Origin of the sequence: Acinetobacter calcoaceticus ANC 3811, from assembly GCF_000399665.1 — a bacterium.
Classification (GTDB): domain Bacteria; phylum Pseudomonadota; class Gammaproteobacteria; order Pseudomonadales; family Moraxellaceae; genus Acinetobacter; species Acinetobacter calcoaceticus_B.
In genome coordinates, this window is the sequence record NZ_KB976986.1 from 2,111,001 (window position 1) to 2,126,341 (window position 15,341).

Here is a 15,341-nt window from a genome sequence, read left to right on the forward strand (position 1 = left end):
TATGTCATGAAAATTTTATCCATTCGAATAAAAAATCTGGCATCTCTTTCTGATGAACACTTTATTGATTTCGAAAGCGCGCCCCTAGCCCATGCAGGTCTTATTGCGATTGTGGGAAAAACGGGTGCGGGTAAATCAACTATTTTAGATGCCATGTGTCTGGCCTTGTTTAATCGGGTTCCTCGTCTTAAAGACAGCGATGGTAAATTGAAAGATGTTGATGGTTCAGAGTTACTCACCAACTCACCTTTGACTGTCTTACGCCGTGGTACAGGACATGGTTTTGCTGAGCTTTGCTTTATTGCACAAGATCAAAAACGCTATTTGGCACGTTGGGAAATTAAGCGGGCACGTGAAAACCCAAGTGGTAAATTACAAAGCGTGCAACGCCATTTAAAATGCCTGACCGATGGTGTCGTGCTTGCCGACAAAGCCAAAGCGGTTGATGAAAAAGTTAAACAAATTACCCAGCTTTCATTTGAGCAATTTACTCGTGCTGTGCTGCTTGCCCAATCTGAAGTGACTGCATTTTTAAAAGCACGAGACAGCGAACGCGGTGAGTTACTTGAGTACCTGACCAACTCCAGTATTTTCGCCAAAATCGGTGAACTGGCTTTTCGTAAAACAGCAGATATTGCAAAACAGCGTAAACAGCTTGAAGAGTTTTTAGGACATATTGAAATTTTGTCTGATGAAGAGATTGCTGCATTTACCGAACAATATCAGCAAGCCGAGCAAAACCATCAACAGTTAGAACAACAAAAAAATGTCTTAGACAAACAACAACAATGGTTTGAACGTAAAGCGAAACTTGAGCAAGAAGTTCAAGCTAAACAACAACAGTTTCAAACCCAGCAAAACCATCATCAGCAATTGGCTGGTGAACGTGAGCAATTACAACGGCTCGAAGTTTTTTCTGAAATACGTCAGCAGGTTTTTCAGCAAGCTCAAAATTTACAAACGCTACAACAACTTGAGCCGCAAATTCAGCAAGCACAAACCAAGTTTAATGATTTGGTGCAAATTTTTGAAACGGGTCAAAAACAATATCAACTTGCAGAGCAAGAACTCAAACAGACCCTCGATTTTGAACAACAGCATCAACAATCTTTAAATCAAGTTCGACAGTCCATTCAAGAACGTGCATTTATTGCCGACGAATATAAAAAGTGCAAAGAAAAAAGACATGTACTTGAACAAAAATTGAGTCCACTGCAACAGCAACAAAACACTGTGCAACAGCACATTGCACAGCTTGAGCAGAACCAAATTCATTTACAACAGCAGCTTACCCAAACTCAGCAATATGCTGTGTTAGACAAAGGCCTTTCAGCACATCTGCCTCAGCTTGGGCAATTTATTCAAAATTACCAAGCGATTGAACAACAGCTCGGTAATCCTACCCTTGCTCGCCAAAAGCTATCGGAAGCTAAAAGTGAACTCGAACAACTGACAGCCTCACTAGGCACAGTTGAACAGATTGAGTTAAAGCTTGAACAACAGCGTAAAGATAAAGATCAAAAGCTTACTCAAATCACGCAGTTAGATTTGATTCAGCAAAAAATAAAAACTTATCATGAGTTATATGCTGAGCTTCAGCAATTTACCGAAAAACATACCCAAGCCTCCGCGCAAGAAGAACAACTTAAAACTGTTTGCCAGTTAGCTGGACAAGACTACCAAACAGCAAAAACTGAACGTGAAAAGTTACAGCACATCCTGCAACAGCAACGTTTACTACACACCGAAAATATTGAGCAGTTACGGGCCAATCTTAAAGACGGCGAAGCTTGCTTAGTGTGTGGAAGCACACATCATCCCTATCGTGTTGATGACAGTGCTGTCTCTAAAGCTTTATTCGATTTGCAGCAACAACAAGAGCAACAGGCAGTAGCGCTAGAACAAACTAAATTTAATGCATGGCAAACTCAGCAACATGCACTTACTCAGTGTCATGCCGAGCTTGAACAGGTTCAGAAATACCTAGCTCAACTGCAAGTAAAACAGACGAACTTACAGCAAGAACTTGAGCAGCAGTTTAGCCTCAATCAATTGCGAATTGAGCTTAATCAAGCTCCTGAACAAATCTTGCAAACGCTTAACGAACTCAGACAAGCCGCACAAACTGCGATAAGTTCATTTGATTCAGAAAACTTGCGTTTAACCCAAGCGATTAAACAACATAATCAGTTGGTTCAATCTATTCAACGTAATGAAAGCTTGCTTAATACGGCACAGCAATGGCAACAACAAGTTAAACATATTGTTGAATGTTTATCTGAAGCTGAACAGCAGGCATGGCAGCAATCGAGTAGCCAAACAGCTAAACAGACTTGGTCAATACTTGATGTACGCGCTAAGCAACTTGAACAACAAGAACAGATTTCTCAGCGTTTTGAGCAACAGCAGCAAGAACTTAAAATGTCAGCTGCCAACCTTGAACAAATGACCAAGCAAATTGATGAGATCGATCAAAATCTCAAAGAAATTACGCTTAAAGGCCAACAGAATAATGAAAAAGCGGTGTCGCTCATTCAACAAATGACTGGCCACGCTGACATTAAACCGCACGAATGGTTAATTGAGCACGACGCTAAACGTCAGCAGCAACAAACGGCGTACCACGAAGCTAAACAACGTTTCGAACAAACCAGACAGCACTTTGAACAACAAAAACAGGCACTTGATCAGCTCAAGCATCAACATCAACACACCTCGCAACATCAGCAGCAGGTTGATGAACAAATTCAAAACTGGTTAAAGGCTCACGCTGATTTTCAAGCATCTGCTCTTACGGCGCTCATGCAAATCAATTCCGCCCAAGAGCAAGACATTCGTAACCGTCTTAATCATGCAGAGCGTTTATTAAGTGAAGCCTCATCTGCCCTTAAGACCATGCAAGAGCAATTGAGTGAGCACTTACAAACTCAGCCAGATATTGAACATGAAAAGCTTGTTAGCCTTATTCAAGACAATATTGCAGAGCTCAAAGCACAACTTGAAGTACGTGATCGACTTAAGCTTAAGCTCGAAGTACATCAGCAAAATCTTGCGAAGCAGCAACAATACGCTGAGCAAATTCAAAATATTCAGCAAGAAGAACATCGCTGGAGCAAAATTTCAGGTTTAATTGGTGATGCTAAAGGTAAAGAGTTCCGTGACTATGCCCAGCAATATCACCTAGATATTTTAGTAGAACATGCTAACCAGCAACTGGCGATGCTGTCTCAACGCTATATGCTTAAACGTTTAGAGCAATCGTTAAGTCTTGCGATTATTGACCACGATATGGATGGAGAAATCCGCTCTGTTGCCTCTTTATCTGGTGGTGAGTCGTTCTTAACTGCCCTTGCCTTGTCTTTAGCGATTGCCAATATGGCCTCGGGTTCAATGAAAATTGAATCTCTGTTTATTGATGAAGGGTTTGGTACTTTAGATGCTTCGTCTTTGCACATGGTTATGAATGCTTTAGATCAATTGCAAAATCAGGGCCGTCAGGTCATTCTGATTTCACACATTCAAGAAATGCATGAGCGTATTCCTGTACAAATTCAGGTGAAACCTCTTGGTGCTGGCGCAAGTACGATTGAAGTCGTAGGCTAATTTATTAAGATTTCATATCTGAAAGTTAATGAATCTTATATAGCAAAGGGGCGTATCATTTACGCCCCTTTGTCTTGTATTCATTTTCTTTTATTTTAAAACATCAAAAATTAATTAACGCAGAGCACTACAACTGCAAAACCGATACAGTACATACCGAACAAATGCCAGCGCCCATGTTCTAACCATGAAGACAACCATTTTAGCGCCAAAAGGCCAGCACCAAAGCTAAAGCACATGCCTAATAAGCTGGGAACCATCGAATGGAACACTTGTCCATGAGCTACAGTTTGTAAGCCTTGAGCGTGAACTAAACGATATAATTCTTTTAAAATTACTGCTGGTGTTAATACAACCGCCAGCGCAAAACTGAATTCTTCAGCCTTTTGGCGTGATACACCTAAAAATAGCCCTGTAGAGATGGTTGCACCAGAACGTGAAAAGCCACGGAAAGGCAAACATAACGCCTGCACTGCCCCAATAATAGAAGCACTACGTAAACTGATTTCACCTTGTTGTCCGCGATCTAAACGCGAAGATAAAATAATCAGAACACCTGCCGAAATCAGCGCAGCTGCCATGAGTTTTGAGTTACTAAACAAATACTCAATTTCGAAACTGCTCGCGCCGCCGAAGAACACATGTTTAATCATAGATTGAAGCGCTAAGCCAAGCACACCTGTAATTAGGGTTGCCAAAATAATATAGAAGGCTTGTTTTTTGAAACTTTCCCATGAAGAAAAATAGGTTTTTTTCCAAGATTTCCAAAAGTAGACAATCACTGCAAACATCGTACCTGTATGTAACATCACAAGTAAGAAAGTCATATCAGGTGCAGATGGATCATACCCCATTAACTTTTCAGCTAAGATAACGTGTGCGGAACTAGAAACTGGCAATAATTCAGCAAAACCTTGAATGATTGCCAGAATGAAAACATGCAATAAATCCATACCCTACACACTCAAATATTAAAATATCTGGGTTATAAGCTAGGAAAATTAAATTTAAATTAACAAATTACAGTTACCCGACAAAACGTTTATCTAAATTGTAAAAGTCATTTTTTCTCTACTGTATCGCGCTTTCCAAATAGAGCCGTTCCTACACGTACCATGGTTGAACCTGCGGTAATTGCAGCGTCTAAATCACCTGACATTCCCATGCTTAATGTGTCCCAGTGTTCTGGGTGAGCATGTTGTTCTTTCACAGCATCAAACAAGGCTTTAGCATCTGCAAAAGCAGCTGTATTGTCTGGCGCTGGAATCACCATCAAACCGCGCAATTTGATTTTCGGCAGTTGACTAATTTGAGCAACTAACTCGGCAACCTCATCTGGTGCACAACCATCTTTACTATCTTGCCCATCAATATTCACTTGCAAACAAATATTCAAGTCAGATTGATCTTGAAGTCTTTGATTGGATAATCGCTCAGCAACAATTAAACGGTCTACACCATGCACCCAATCAAACTTTTCAGCCAAATGTTTAGTCTTGTTGCGCTGAACATGACCAATAAAATGCCATTCAATTTCTAAATCGTGTAAAGCTTCGATTTTGTCTAAAGCTTCCTGTAAATAGTTTTCACCAAATGCTCTTTGCCCTGCTGCATACATTTCTCGCAAACTTTCACTCGGATGTGTTTTCGACACGGCTAAAAGTTGCACATTTTCAGGCGCACGCTGAGCATGTTCACAAGCACGTTGGATTTGCTGTAATACGAGCTGTCGCGCATCTTGCAGGTAATTCATTGACAAGGTTCTCATTTTCAAAAAACTTTTTTGCTTTTCACCTAAAGCGAGGTGTTGGTAAGCCTCGGTGAAAGCCGTATATTATTCTACAAAATAATGACATATTTTGATTTACTTGGGGAAATTATGGATATTACAGAGCTACTCGCTTTCTCTGTGAAAAATGGCGCGTCCGATTTACATTTGTCTGCTGGCATGCCACCGATGATTCGCGTTGATGGTGAAGTCCGTCGCATTAACTTACCAGCTCTAGATCATAAAGATGTTCACCGTCTGGTCTATGACATCATGAATGATAAACAACGCCGAGACTACGAAGAAAAGCTTGAAACCGATTTTTCTTTTGAAGTGCCAAATGTTGCTCGTTTCCGTGTTAACGCATTTAACCAAAACCGCGGTGCTGGTGCAGTATTTCGTACCATTCCATCTAAAGTACTTACTATGGAAGATTTAGGCTTAGGTCAAATCTTTAAAGATATTTGCGACTATCCACGTGGGATTGTACTGGTTACAGGTCCAACAGGTTCTGGTAAATCTACGACGCTTGCAGCGATGATGGACTATATCAACGAAAATCGTTATGACCATATTTTAACGGTTGAAGACCCTATCGAATTTGTACACCAGTCGAAGAAATGTTTGATTAACCAGCGTGAAGTGCATCGTGATACGCATGGCTTTAATGCAGCACTACGTTCGGCACTGCGTGAAGACCCAGATATTATTTTAGTCGGTGAGATGCGTGACCTTGAAACCATTCGTTTAGCACTTACTGCTGCCGAAACGGGTCATTTGGTGTTTGGTACGCTCCATACAACGTCTGCTGCAAAAACCATTGACCGTGTGATTGATGTATTCCCTGCCGAAGAAAAAGACATGGTTCGTGCCATGTTGTCAGAATCTTTACAGGCCGTTATTTCGCAGACCCTGCTTAAAAAGAACGGCGGTGGGCGTGTGGCAGCACATGAAATCATGATTGGTATTCCTGCCATTCGTAACTTAATTCGTGAAAACAAAGTCGCCCAAATGTATTCATCAATTCAGACTGGTGCAAATCATGGCATGACGACTCTCGACCAAAGCTTAAAAGGTCTAGTTTCTCGTGGCGTGATTAGTCCACAAACGGCTCGTACTGCTGCAAAACAGCCTGAATCATTCCTATAAAAAGAATTAGAGAATAAATATGGATTTTAATGACTTACTCAACCTCATGGTTGAAAAAAAATCATCCGATCTTTTTATTACAGATGGTGTTGCGCCATCTATGAAGATTAACGGGCAAATTGTTCCAATTTCAAAAAATAGTCTTTCAGGCGATGTTATTGGTCAACTCTTACATTCCATCATGAGCGAAAAACAGCGCAAAGAATTTGCGGACACTCGTGAATGTAACTTTGCCATTATGAACCGTGATAAAACTGCCCGCTTTCGTGTGAGTGCTTTTCAGCAGCGTGACATGCCAGGCATGGTACTACGTCGAATTGAAACTAAAATTCCTTCAATTGATGACTTGCAGTTACCACCCGTTCTTAAAGATTTATCAATGACCAAGCGCGGCATCATTATTTTTGTTGGTGCGACAGGTACGGGTAAATCGACGTCTTTGGCTTCAATGATTAGCTATCGTAACCACAATACTAAAGGTCATATCATTACCATTGAAGACCCAATCGAGTTTATTCACGAACATGCGGGCTGCATCATTACCCAACGTGAAGTCGGAATCGATACGGACTCATTTGAAATTGCCTTAAAAAATACTTTGCGACAAGCACCAGATGTAATCTTGATTGGTGAAATTCGATCTCGTGAAGTGATGGACTACGCGATTGGCTTCGCTGAAACAGGTCACCTTGTATTAGCCACAATGCACGCCAACAACGCTAACCAAGCACTCGACCGTATCATTCACTTCTTTGAAAGTGACCGCCACAGTCAGCTCTACATGGACTTATCTCTTAACTTAAAGGCCATGATTGCTCAGCAACTTATTCCAACGCCTGATGGTAACTCGCGCCGTGCTGCAATTGAAATCTTAATTAACTCACCATTAATTTCGGACTACATTCGAAAAGGTGAAATTCATGAAATTAAAGATTTAATGAAGCGTTCCCGTGAACTCGGTATGCAAACCTTTGACCAAGCGTTGTTTGATCTCTACAAAGCAGGCCAAATTACCTACAAAGATGCATTAAAACATGCCGACTCACCTAACGATTTACGTTTGACGATTAAGCTTGCCGAAGAAGGACCTGATCAAATTGCAGGCACAAATCAGCATTTAACCTTCGACCGACAGTAATTTCCCCATAAAAAAAGGAAGGTTAAACGTAACCTTCCTTTTTTATTTGTTTTCTTTGTGTGAAAACGATTATTTCTTGCGCAACACTTCCTGACACTCAGGTTCGTTACAGTAACCGTAGAGGTTTAATGAGTGACCCGTTAAGGTAAACCCATATTGGTCTGCTACAGCATGCTGTTCCTTCTCGATAACATCATTAGTAAATTCAATAACTTTGTTGCAATTATAGCAAACCAAATGATCGTGATGATCTTCTTGCATAATTTCGAAAACAGAATGATTATTTTCGAAATGATGACGCTGAATGATACCTGCAGCTTCAAATTGTGTTAACACACGGTAAACTGTCGCAAGACCGACATCTTCCCCTTGTTCTAACAAAGTCTTGTAAATATCTTCAGCACTAAGATGATGTTGCTTTGAATTTTCTAATAATTCCAAAATCTTAATTCGTGGAAGGGTAACTTTAAGTCCAGCTTTGCGCAAATCTTGATTGGAAATAGGCATGAAAAAAGGTCTCTCAACAAATCTCAAGTTGGAATAGGCAATAGAATTTAGATGAAGTATGATCTATCCTTTGATCAAATGCATCATAATTTATTGGGATAGTGTAGCAAAATGCAAAAACTCGTGCTGACGTTATTAGTCACTTCACTCCTTGCTGGTTGTTCAATCTTTGGTGTATATAAGGTTGATATTCCTCAAGGGACTCCTTTGACCAAAGCTCAGGCCTCTCAAGTACAAGTCGGCATGAATTTCCAGCAAGTGCGTTTTTTGCTTGGTAGTCCAACTGTGACTGATCCCCTCAATCCTCAGCGCTGGGACTACATTTACAACTATATCCCGGGAACTTACGCTAAAAAGGCAAAAATCCCCGCAGCACATGGTCAGCATTTAAAAATTTACTTTGATGGCACTGGCACAGTAACTAAAATTGAAGGTTTAGAAACTATTCCAGAATCGCAACCAGGTTTACCTGCTTCTAAAGAAGCGATTTTAACTGCCCCACCACTATAATCGTTTTTTCTAATAAAAATAAACCCCTCAAGTGAAATACTTCGAGGGGTTTTATTTATGGGACTTATTACTTTAAGCGATTACTTTTAATATATCGCCCCACAGGATTTTTCTCAGCGCGGTTACGGCGTATATCCTTAGGATTAATCGTTAAAGGTCGATAAACCTCTACCCGATCGCCTGCTTGTAAAATCGCATGTGCCTCAACTTTTGCACCAAAGATGCCAAGTTGTAATGGCTCAGGCAAAGTTACCTGTGTCTGCAAGCCACTCGCTTCAACTGCTTGTAATGCTGTCATTCCAGCTTCAAATGGAACAGCAACTAAAAACTGTTGCTCTGGGGCTGCAAAAGCAACCCACACTTGCTGAGCTTTTTCCATCAGATCATTTGTCCAACTACCGCAATCATGGCAATTACAATTGAAAGCGGTAAAACAATACGTACCGCAATACGCCACAAGTTATAGAACAACTCATTGCTAAAATTCATTGATTTACGCAAGTGGCTAATTTTCATAATCCAGCCAGCAAAAATTGCATAGATGAGGCAAATGAGTAATCCCCAAAGCATCAAAATCAGCGTAAAAATGCCGTGAAGTTCAGGCACAGCCCAAACCGCAATTGCTACAACAATAATCACCCACTGTAAAACGTACATCAGTTGACGTTGAGCAAGCTGTTCTTTAGCAAGTTGAATAAACAGAGCTGTTGTCATTACCGCAGTAAAAATCCAGGTAAAAACAGGAAGCTGTGCTTGAAGAGAAAAGAAACCAAACGCAACGACAGCAATTAACTGAGCTAACCAGATTGGAAGTACAGTTTTTGTAGCGCCTTCTTGAGAGTGAATGACAGACAAGCTATTTTGCCAGTAAAGTCCTAAGCCTAAACCACTCGCAACAAGAGCAAGTACAGTCGCATTACCCCATTCTTTAAACTCAACATTTGTCCAATGCCAAGGCTGTAAAGTCGTTCCCATTGTATTAGCTAAAACAAGAGAAGCGATTACACCAACTGTCATGAGCAGAATTAAAATCTGACGCGGAATAAAAGATAAAATTAAAGCCGCAACTGCTAGCCCAGCAAAAACAATTTGCCCAGAAACGCTGTTATTGAGCTGTACTGTCAATAAATTGCCAGCAGTACTCAGTACATTCCCTGCTAAAAATGGAATAAAAATAACTGCAAGCCAACCAGCCAAACGCCATTTTGGTGAACTATCTGCTTCACGAGTTAAACTTGATAAAGCATTTAAAGCAGTAGTCTTCGACCGTTTTGCTAAAGCAATTTCTAAATAGCAAACTGGCAAAGCCAATAACAGCATTGTGCCTAACCACAATAACCAGAAATCGATTTGACGATCAATCTGGATCCCCATAGCGGGCGCCAATGTCGCCATAATGATGAAAGATAAGCAAAACGCCATCAGGGGCGATAACCATCGTGACATAGGTATGTCCTGCATTATGCATTCCTTGAAAAAGACTATCGATATTTTGCCCGTCTCATGCCTGAAAATCAAAGTTTGCTCAATAAAAAAAGCAAACTACCGAAACGATAGTTTGCTGCGCTAACTAAAATTATAAGTTTTGTTATTTAAATTATGCGAAAAACCGAGCAAACCAGTTTTTCCCTTTCTTCTTTTCTTTTTCTCTAATAATTCCCATCATATTTTCTTTTACTGCCCCCACATAATCAGCATCATCATGTTGAATATGGTTAATTAACCATTTTGCTAAAATTTCTTGAAGCTCTTTTTCAACAGTATGTCCCATTTCAAAACGCTCACGATATAACTCTATTTTTTTAATAAATAAGTCATGTACACGTTTATGTGGTACACGATATTTATAATCTGCTTCCTCTTGTAAACTTTCTTCAAAAGTAAAATGTGATTGCGTGTAATCAATAATATTATCTAAAACATCTTTAATTCGACGTCTATCTTCATCATCTTTTACATCATCAATTTCATTAATATAATCAAGTATTCGTTTATGTTGCTCATCAATTACATCAATACCCGTATTATATTCTGAAGCCCATTTCATTTTCATACATCTCCCCAATGATGTTCAATGACTATTGCATAAACCTCATGATATATTTAAAGAATTAAAATAAAAACAAAGCTATTTTGTCGGGTTTATCACATAAAAATTATATTTAAATCAAACCATTGTTTTTATTGTTTTTTTAAAAAATTAACCAACTAAAATAATAAAGTATTTTTTAAACAAAATACTTTATTATTAAACGTTTAATATATAGATATTTCTATTTATATATTTTAAATATACTTTATATTAATATTGATCTGCACGAGTAATACGCTTAAGTTCAGGATTATCCTGCTCACGCTTTAATCTTTCCACATGAGTAATTGCTTTTTTAATCGGCTGACCATGTTGAAATAAAATCATTTCACCAGGTAGATAAGCTGTCCAATTTTCATTATGTGTTAAAGGCTCCGTTGTTATTACTGCTACACGATCTTCAGGGGTTGTTACCTGACTAAAATCGACTTCAACATCTAAATCAATTAAATGAGCCTGATTAAATGGATATTCTCGAACCAACCAATGTAATTTAGTAATCGCATAACTAAATAATGCCTTGCCATTCGATAAGCAATAATTAAATGTACCGTACTCAGCAATTTGTGGCGAAATTTTTTCTAATACTTCAAATATCTGTTCAAGGCTTGGTTCTTCATAGCCAAAAGCTTCAACAAGTTGATCGAGCAAATAACAAAATGCGCGTTCACTGTCTGTATTCCCGACCGGCGTAAAACGTCCACTGAGTGGTGGATCAAAGTCATGCAAATCACCATTATGGGCAAAAATCCACTGACGCCCCCACAGCTCTCGAATAAAGGGATGAGAGTTTTCTAAAGTGATTTTGCCTTGAGTCGCTTTACGGATATGCGCGATCACATTACGTGATTTAATTGGATAATTACGGATAAGATCGGCAATTGGAGATTCAACTGCCGACTGGTTATCGACAAATAGTCGACAAGCTTTATCTTCGAAAAATGCAATACCAAATCCATCACTATGGTCTGAGGTAATTCCTGCACGCTGTGAAAAACCACGGAAAGAAAAAGTGATATCCGTTGGTGTTGCACAATTCATTCCTAATAGCTGGCACATATTGCTTTTAAACTACTTCTAATTACCCCATCTGCTCTATTGTGCATGAGAGTAAAATTGCTTGCAAATCTCAATATGTGCTGGCTATTAGAAAATAGGACATATGATTAACGCTGACCCATTTTATTCATGACAAATGAAGTCGCCACTTTATTCACTTCCAGAAATACAAAATAATCTAGACAGTTAAATTCTTCATCAAAAAATGCCTGCTTCGATAGTTTTGACTGCATGCTCAAATACATTTGGAATAACTTTGGCATACGTTCATCTTGTGGAAAACTAAACTCAGGATATTCAGGTTCGTAGATTTTTTTCGAACGAATATCAATTGTTTTGCTTTCAGATAATTGCTGAATCTGGCGATGCGTGTAGTACGCTCTAGCTAAATTATCTTGTAGATGAATACTGACACACCCCATCAAATATTTAGCACGCATTGACCACAACACTTTTGGTGCAAGATTCATCCAAAGCATTGAAAGAGCCTTACCATTACGAAAGCGTGGATGCACACAGGTACGCCCTATTTCTAACACATTCGGAAGGTGTGATAACTGAGGAACAATATCAAACTCATGCGCGCTGTAGCTTTGTGCGATCTCATGACCTTGAAATAATTTTAGACGAGTATACGCGACAATTTCTCCAGTCCACTTTTCACGTAGGACTGCGTGCTCACAACCAAAATCATAAATGTCTTGGTCTAAGTTATCTTCAAAATGAATTCCAAATTGTTGGCTAAATTGTTGTGCACGAAACCGCTGTACATCTTGTAATTCTTTTAAATTATCAACCCATTCAAAACGAAATTGTGTCTGATTTATTGCTTTATGACGATTTAAAGGTAAAGTCCAGGTTTGGCGATATTGATTAAGTTTTTCCAGCATAATGAACGCTCCTAGTGACACCCCATACACTAGTCAAAGCTCATGACAAAAAAATGACCAAATTAAAATGGTATAAAAAAAGACCACCTAGGGTGATCTTTTTATTGAGAATAACGGATTTCTTAAGCTGTTTTACTGCGATTAGAAATAAGCGTACCCACTCCATGATCAGTAAAGATTTCAAGTAAGGTTGCATGTGGTACGCGACCATCAACAATATGCGCGCTCACAACACCACCTTTAACAGCATCAAGTGCACAACCTACTTTAGGAATCATACCGCCATAGATCACGCCTGTTTCAATGAGGCGATCAACTTCTTGCGTAGTAAGCCCAGTTAACAGATTTTTATTTTCATCAAGCACACCAGTAATATTGGTAAGCAAAATTAACTTTTCAGCGCCTAGTGCTTCTGCAACCTTACCTGCAACTAAATCAGCATTAATATTATAAGTATTGCCTTCTTCATCTACGCCTAATGGCGCAATCACTGGAATAAAGTCACTTTGGGTAAACATTTCCAATACATCTGTTTTAACGCCTGTCACTTCACCAACCATACCCAAATCGATATGTTTGATAGAACCGTCTTCTTCTTGCTTTTCCATAAGTAATTTACGAGCACGAAGTAAATTACCATCTTTACCTGTTAAACCAATTGCACGGCCACCATGTTTATTAATCAGGTTAACAATTGATTTATTTACGCTACCACCTAATACCATTTCAACCACTTCCATGGTTGCAGCATCAGTTACACGCATACCGTCAATACGATCAGACTCGCGGCCTAATTGCTTTAAAAATGAGTCTACTTGTGGTCCACCACCGTGAACAACAATCGGATTTAACCCGACAGTTTTAAGTAAAACGATATCTCGGGCAAATGAACTTTCGAGCTCCGGATCAGTCATCGCGTTGCCACCGTATTTCACCACCAGCGTTTTACCAGTAAAGCGTTGAATATACGGCAAAGCTTCAATCAAGATTTTTGCTTTGTCGACACCGATATGCTGATGTTGGGGCATTACGCCTCTCCTTACTTAGGCCTCTGAAAGTTCTTGTGCAATTTGTGGATAGTGTTCTTGCAACATATCTACAAATTTTTGCTGGATTTCCTTTAATCGTAAAGGATTATCCGCATCAAATCTTACTGTAAAATATTCACCAGTATTTGATGCTCGAATAATGCCAAAACCATCATCAAAATCAAGACGTACGCCATCGATTTTACTGATGTGGGCACCTAAACGATGACTTAAAATTTCAATATCTTGTAATACATACTTCGGATCGGACTGATATGTACCAATATAGGTATCTTCTGTACAACATCTTTCTGGATAAGGAGCAAATAATTCGGAAATTGTTGTCGCACTCGATTGGGTAAAATATTCCATTACACGTAATGCAGCATATAGACCATCATCATAGCCAAAACCACGCCCATCATTAAAAACGTAGTGGCCTGCATATTCTCCACCAAAAATGGCGCGTCCATTTGACTGAGATAAATAAGCGCGTAAGAAACTACTTCCAGTACGGATCATTTTTGCTTTTCCGCCGAGTTGTTCGACTGTTTTTTGAACCATACGTGAACATTTCACATCAAAAACAATTTCTTGCTCGGGGTGTTGTTCTAAGCACATTTGCGCAAAAAGTGATAATAAACGATCTGCTGTCAATATCTGGGCTTTTTCATCGACTAAAACGACACGGTCACCATCGCCATCAAGGGCAATGCCTATATCTGCCTGCTGCTCAACCACTGCTTTACGCAAATGAGTTAAGTGAGCTGCATGCGAAGGGTCTGGTGCATGATCTGGAAACTCTCCATTTGGATTAGTCCGTAAAGCAATCACTTCACAGCCCATTTTTTCCAATATTAATTTTGAGCAGTGGCCAGCAGAGCCATGTAAACCATCTAAAATAACTTTTAAAGGCCGTTTTAATTGAATATCTTTAAAAATGGCTTGCTGGTATTTCTGGCAAAATTCAGCTTTAAATTGAGGTAATGTTAACTCAAGTACAGAAATGGAATGAGCTGGTACATGATTTTGAGCTTCGTCACCCACCTGCTGAATCATTTCTGGAGACGGCGGTTCACCTTTTAAAATCCACTTAATACCATTATCCGATTTTGGATTATGGCTTGCAGTCACCATAATGCCATTGCCACCAAAATCTCTCGCAATGTAATACATCATTGGTGATGAACAACAGCCAATGTTGGTAACTTTTAAACCTTGTTCTATTAAAATCTCTTCAATTAATTTTGCATAGGCTGGACTTGTGAGACGGGCATCATAGCCAACTACTAATTGAGTTTGTTTTGCTTGTTTGTATTGTTGTGCCAATCCGTAGGCAATCGAACGAACAACGTCCGCGGTTAAGTAAGAAAGTTTGCCTCTAATATCGTAAGCACGAAAAATACTTTTTGGAAATGAGTGTCTTACATTCATAGCGTATCTTCTATTTAAAGATCAATCCGATCTATCGCAAAAACATAGATTATTCAAAATTTTTGAAAGGTTTGTTTGCTAAAAAAGTTAAAAGAATATGAGTAAAGCGTGTTGTAATATAATCCATTGTAACATTCAAGATGTAAAAAGAAACGCCTGTTCA

The 15,341-nt window shown here is 39.2% G+C and carries 14 protein-coding genes; 4 read left to right on the forward strand and 10 right to left on the reverse strand.

The features are described from left to right. The first annotated feature begins 6 nt into the window (after positions 1–6). Positions 7–3,603: an AAA family ATPase gene (locus F935_RS11120; RefSeq protein WP_016139026.1), complete on the forward strand. Its 3,597-nt coding sequence runs from the start codon at positions 7–9 to the stop codon at positions 3,601–3,603. Positions 3,604–3,713: 110 nt separating this feature from the next. Here the strand turns inward: F935_RS11120 and F935_RS11125 are convergent, their stop codons facing one another. Further along, positions 3,714–4,556: an undecaprenyl-diphosphate phosphatase gene (locus tag F935_RS11125; RefSeq protein ID WP_016139027.1), complete on the reverse strand. Its 843-nt coding sequence runs from the start codon at positions 4,554–4,556 to the stop codon at positions 3,714–3,716. Between the two features lie 107 nt (positions 4,557–4,663). Beyond that, positions 4,664–5,356 (reverse strand): YggS family pyridoxal phosphate-dependent enzyme, encoded by a 693-nt coding sequence (locus F935_RS11130; protein WP_016139028.1) that lies wholly within the window; start codon positions 5,354–5,356, stop codon positions 4,664–4,666. A 126-nt stretch (positions 5,357–5,482) separates the two neighbouring features. Here F935_RS11130 and F935_RS11135 point away from each other — a divergent pair, with 126 nt between their 5' ends. Then, positions 5,483–6,520: a type IV pilus twitching motility protein PilT gene (locus tag F935_RS11135; protein WP_035366231.1), complete on the forward strand. Its 1,038-nt coding sequence runs from the start codon at positions 5,483–5,485 to the stop codon at positions 6,518–6,520. A 19-nt stretch (positions 6,521–6,539) separates the two neighbouring features. After that, the gene (locus F935_RS11140) at positions 6,540–7,658 is read left to right on the forward strand and encodes a PilT/PilU family type 4a pilus ATPase (RefSeq protein WP_004641663.1); all 1,119 of its coding nucleotides are present in this window, start codon (positions 6,540–6,542) and stop codon (positions 7,656–7,658) included. A gap of 69 nt (positions 7,659–7,727) precedes the next feature. Here F935_RS11140 and fur read toward each other — a convergent pair whose 3' ends face one another. Next, positions 7,728–8,165 (reverse strand): ferric iron uptake transcriptional regulator, encoded by a 438-nt coding sequence (gene fur / locus F935_RS11145; protein ID WP_016139030.1) that lies wholly within the window; start codon positions 8,163–8,165, stop codon positions 7,728–7,730. 111 nt (positions 8,166–8,276) lie between these two features. On the opposite strand from fur, the gene F935_RS11150 reads away from it, so the two are divergent. After that, entirely contained in the window at positions 8,277–8,675 is a 399-nt protein-coding gene (locus tag F935_RS11150) for an outer membrane protein assembly factor BamE (protein WP_003653245.1), read from the forward strand. Positions 8,676–8,742: 67 nt separating this feature from the next. On the opposite strand, the gene F935_RS11155 is transcribed toward F935_RS11150, so the two are convergent. From F935_RS11155 to F935_RS11185, 7 genes are all read right to left on the reverse strand, one after another. Further along, the gene (locus tag F935_RS11155; RefSeq protein WP_016139031.1) at positions 8,743–9,054 is read right to left on the reverse strand and encodes an RnfH family protein; all 312 of its coding nucleotides are present in this window, start codon (positions 9,052–9,054) and stop codon (positions 8,743–8,745) included. Further along, positions 9,054–10,121: a hypothetical protein gene (locus tag F935_RS11160; RefSeq protein ID WP_016139032.1), complete on the reverse strand. Its 1,068-nt coding sequence runs from the start codon at positions 10,119–10,121 to the stop codon at positions 9,054–9,056. Before F935_RS11160 ends, F935_RS11155 begins: the two co-directional genes overlap by 1 nt. 151 nt (positions 10,122–10,272) lie before the next feature. Then, positions 10,273–10,728 carry a bacteriohemerythrin gene (locus tag F935_RS11165; RefSeq protein WP_013198763.1) on the reverse strand — a complete coding sequence of 152 codons (456 nt, stop codon included), beginning with the start codon at positions 10,726–10,728 and terminating at the stop codon, positions 10,273–10,275. Between the two features lie 249 nt (positions 10,729–10,977). Continuing rightward, positions 10,978–11,826 (reverse strand): class II glutamine amidotransferase, encoded by an 849-nt coding sequence (locus F935_RS11170; RefSeq protein ID WP_016139033.1) that lies wholly within the window; start codon positions 11,824–11,826, stop codon positions 10,978–10,980. Positions 11,827–11,933: 107 nt separating this feature from the next. Then, a complete protein-coding gene (locus F935_RS11175) occupies positions 11,934–12,716 on the reverse strand; it encodes a GNAT family N-acetyltransferase (RefSeq protein ID WP_016139034.1) in 783 nt (260 codons plus the stop codon). A gap of 122 nt (positions 12,717–12,838) precedes the next feature. Next, positions 12,839–13,744 carry an acetylglutamate kinase gene (gene argB, locus F935_RS11180; RefSeq protein WP_016139035.1) on the reverse strand — a complete coding sequence of 302 codons (906 nt, stop codon included), beginning with the start codon at positions 13,742–13,744 and terminating at the stop codon, positions 12,839–12,841. 15 nt (positions 13,745–13,759) lie between these two features. Beyond that, positions 13,760–15,178 carry a phosphomannomutase/phosphoglucomutase gene (locus tag F935_RS11185; RefSeq protein WP_016139036.1) on the reverse strand — a complete coding sequence of 473 codons (1,419 nt, stop codon included), beginning with the start codon at positions 15,176–15,178 and terminating at the stop codon, positions 13,760–13,762. Positions 15,179–15,341 lie beyond the last annotated feature (163 nt).

Coding starts and splice junctions, on each gene's coding strand:
- F935_RS11120 (WP_016139026.1), top strand. CDS start 7: ATGAAAATTTTATCCATTCGAATAAAAAATCTGGCATCTCTTTCTGAT.
- F935_RS11125 (WP_016139027.1), bottom strand. CDS start 4,556: ATGGATTTATTGCATGTTTTCATTCTGGCAATCATTCAAGGTTTTGCT.
- F935_RS11130 (WP_016139028.1), bottom strand. CDS start 5,356: ATGAATTACCTGCAAGATGCGCGACAGCTCGTATTACAGCAAATCCAA.
- F935_RS11135 (WP_035366231.1), top strand. CDS start 5,483: ATGGATATTACAGAGCTACTCGCTTTCTCTGTGAAAAATGGCGCGTCC.
- F935_RS11140 (WP_004641663.1), top strand. CDS start 6,540: ATGGATTTTAATGACTTACTCAACCTCATGGTTGAAAAAAAATCATCC.
- fur (WP_016139030.1), bottom strand. CDS start 8,165: ATGCCTATTTCCAATCAAGATTTGCGCAAAGCTGGACTTAAAGTTACC.
- F935_RS11150 (WP_003653245.1), top strand. CDS start 8,277: ATGCAAAAACTCGTGCTGACGTTATTAGTCACTTCACTCCTTGCTGGT.
- F935_RS11155 (WP_016139031.1), bottom strand. CDS start 9,054: ATGGAAAAAGCTCAGCAAGTGTGGGTTGCTTTTGCAGCCCCAGAGCAA.
- F935_RS11160 (WP_016139032.1), bottom strand. CDS start 10,121: ATGTCACGATGGTTATCGCCCCTGATGGCGTTTTGCTTATCTTTCATC.
- F935_RS11165 (WP_013198763.1), bottom strand. CDS start 10,728: ATGAAAATGAAATGGGCTTCAGAATATAATACGGGTATTGATGTAATT.
- F935_RS11170 (WP_016139033.1), bottom strand. CDS start 11,826: ATGTGCCAGCTATTAGGAATGAATTGTGCAACACCAACGGATATCACT.
- F935_RS11175 (WP_016139034.1), bottom strand. CDS start 12,716: ATGCTGGAAAAACTTAATCAATATCGCCAAACCTGGACTTTACCTTTA.
- argB (WP_016139035.1), bottom strand. CDS start 13,744: ATGCCCCAACATCAGCATATCGGTGTCGACAAAGCAAAAATCTTGATT.
- F935_RS11185 (WP_016139036.1), bottom strand. CDS start 15,178: ATGAATGTAAGACACTCATTTCCAAAAAGTATTTTTCGTGCTTACGAT.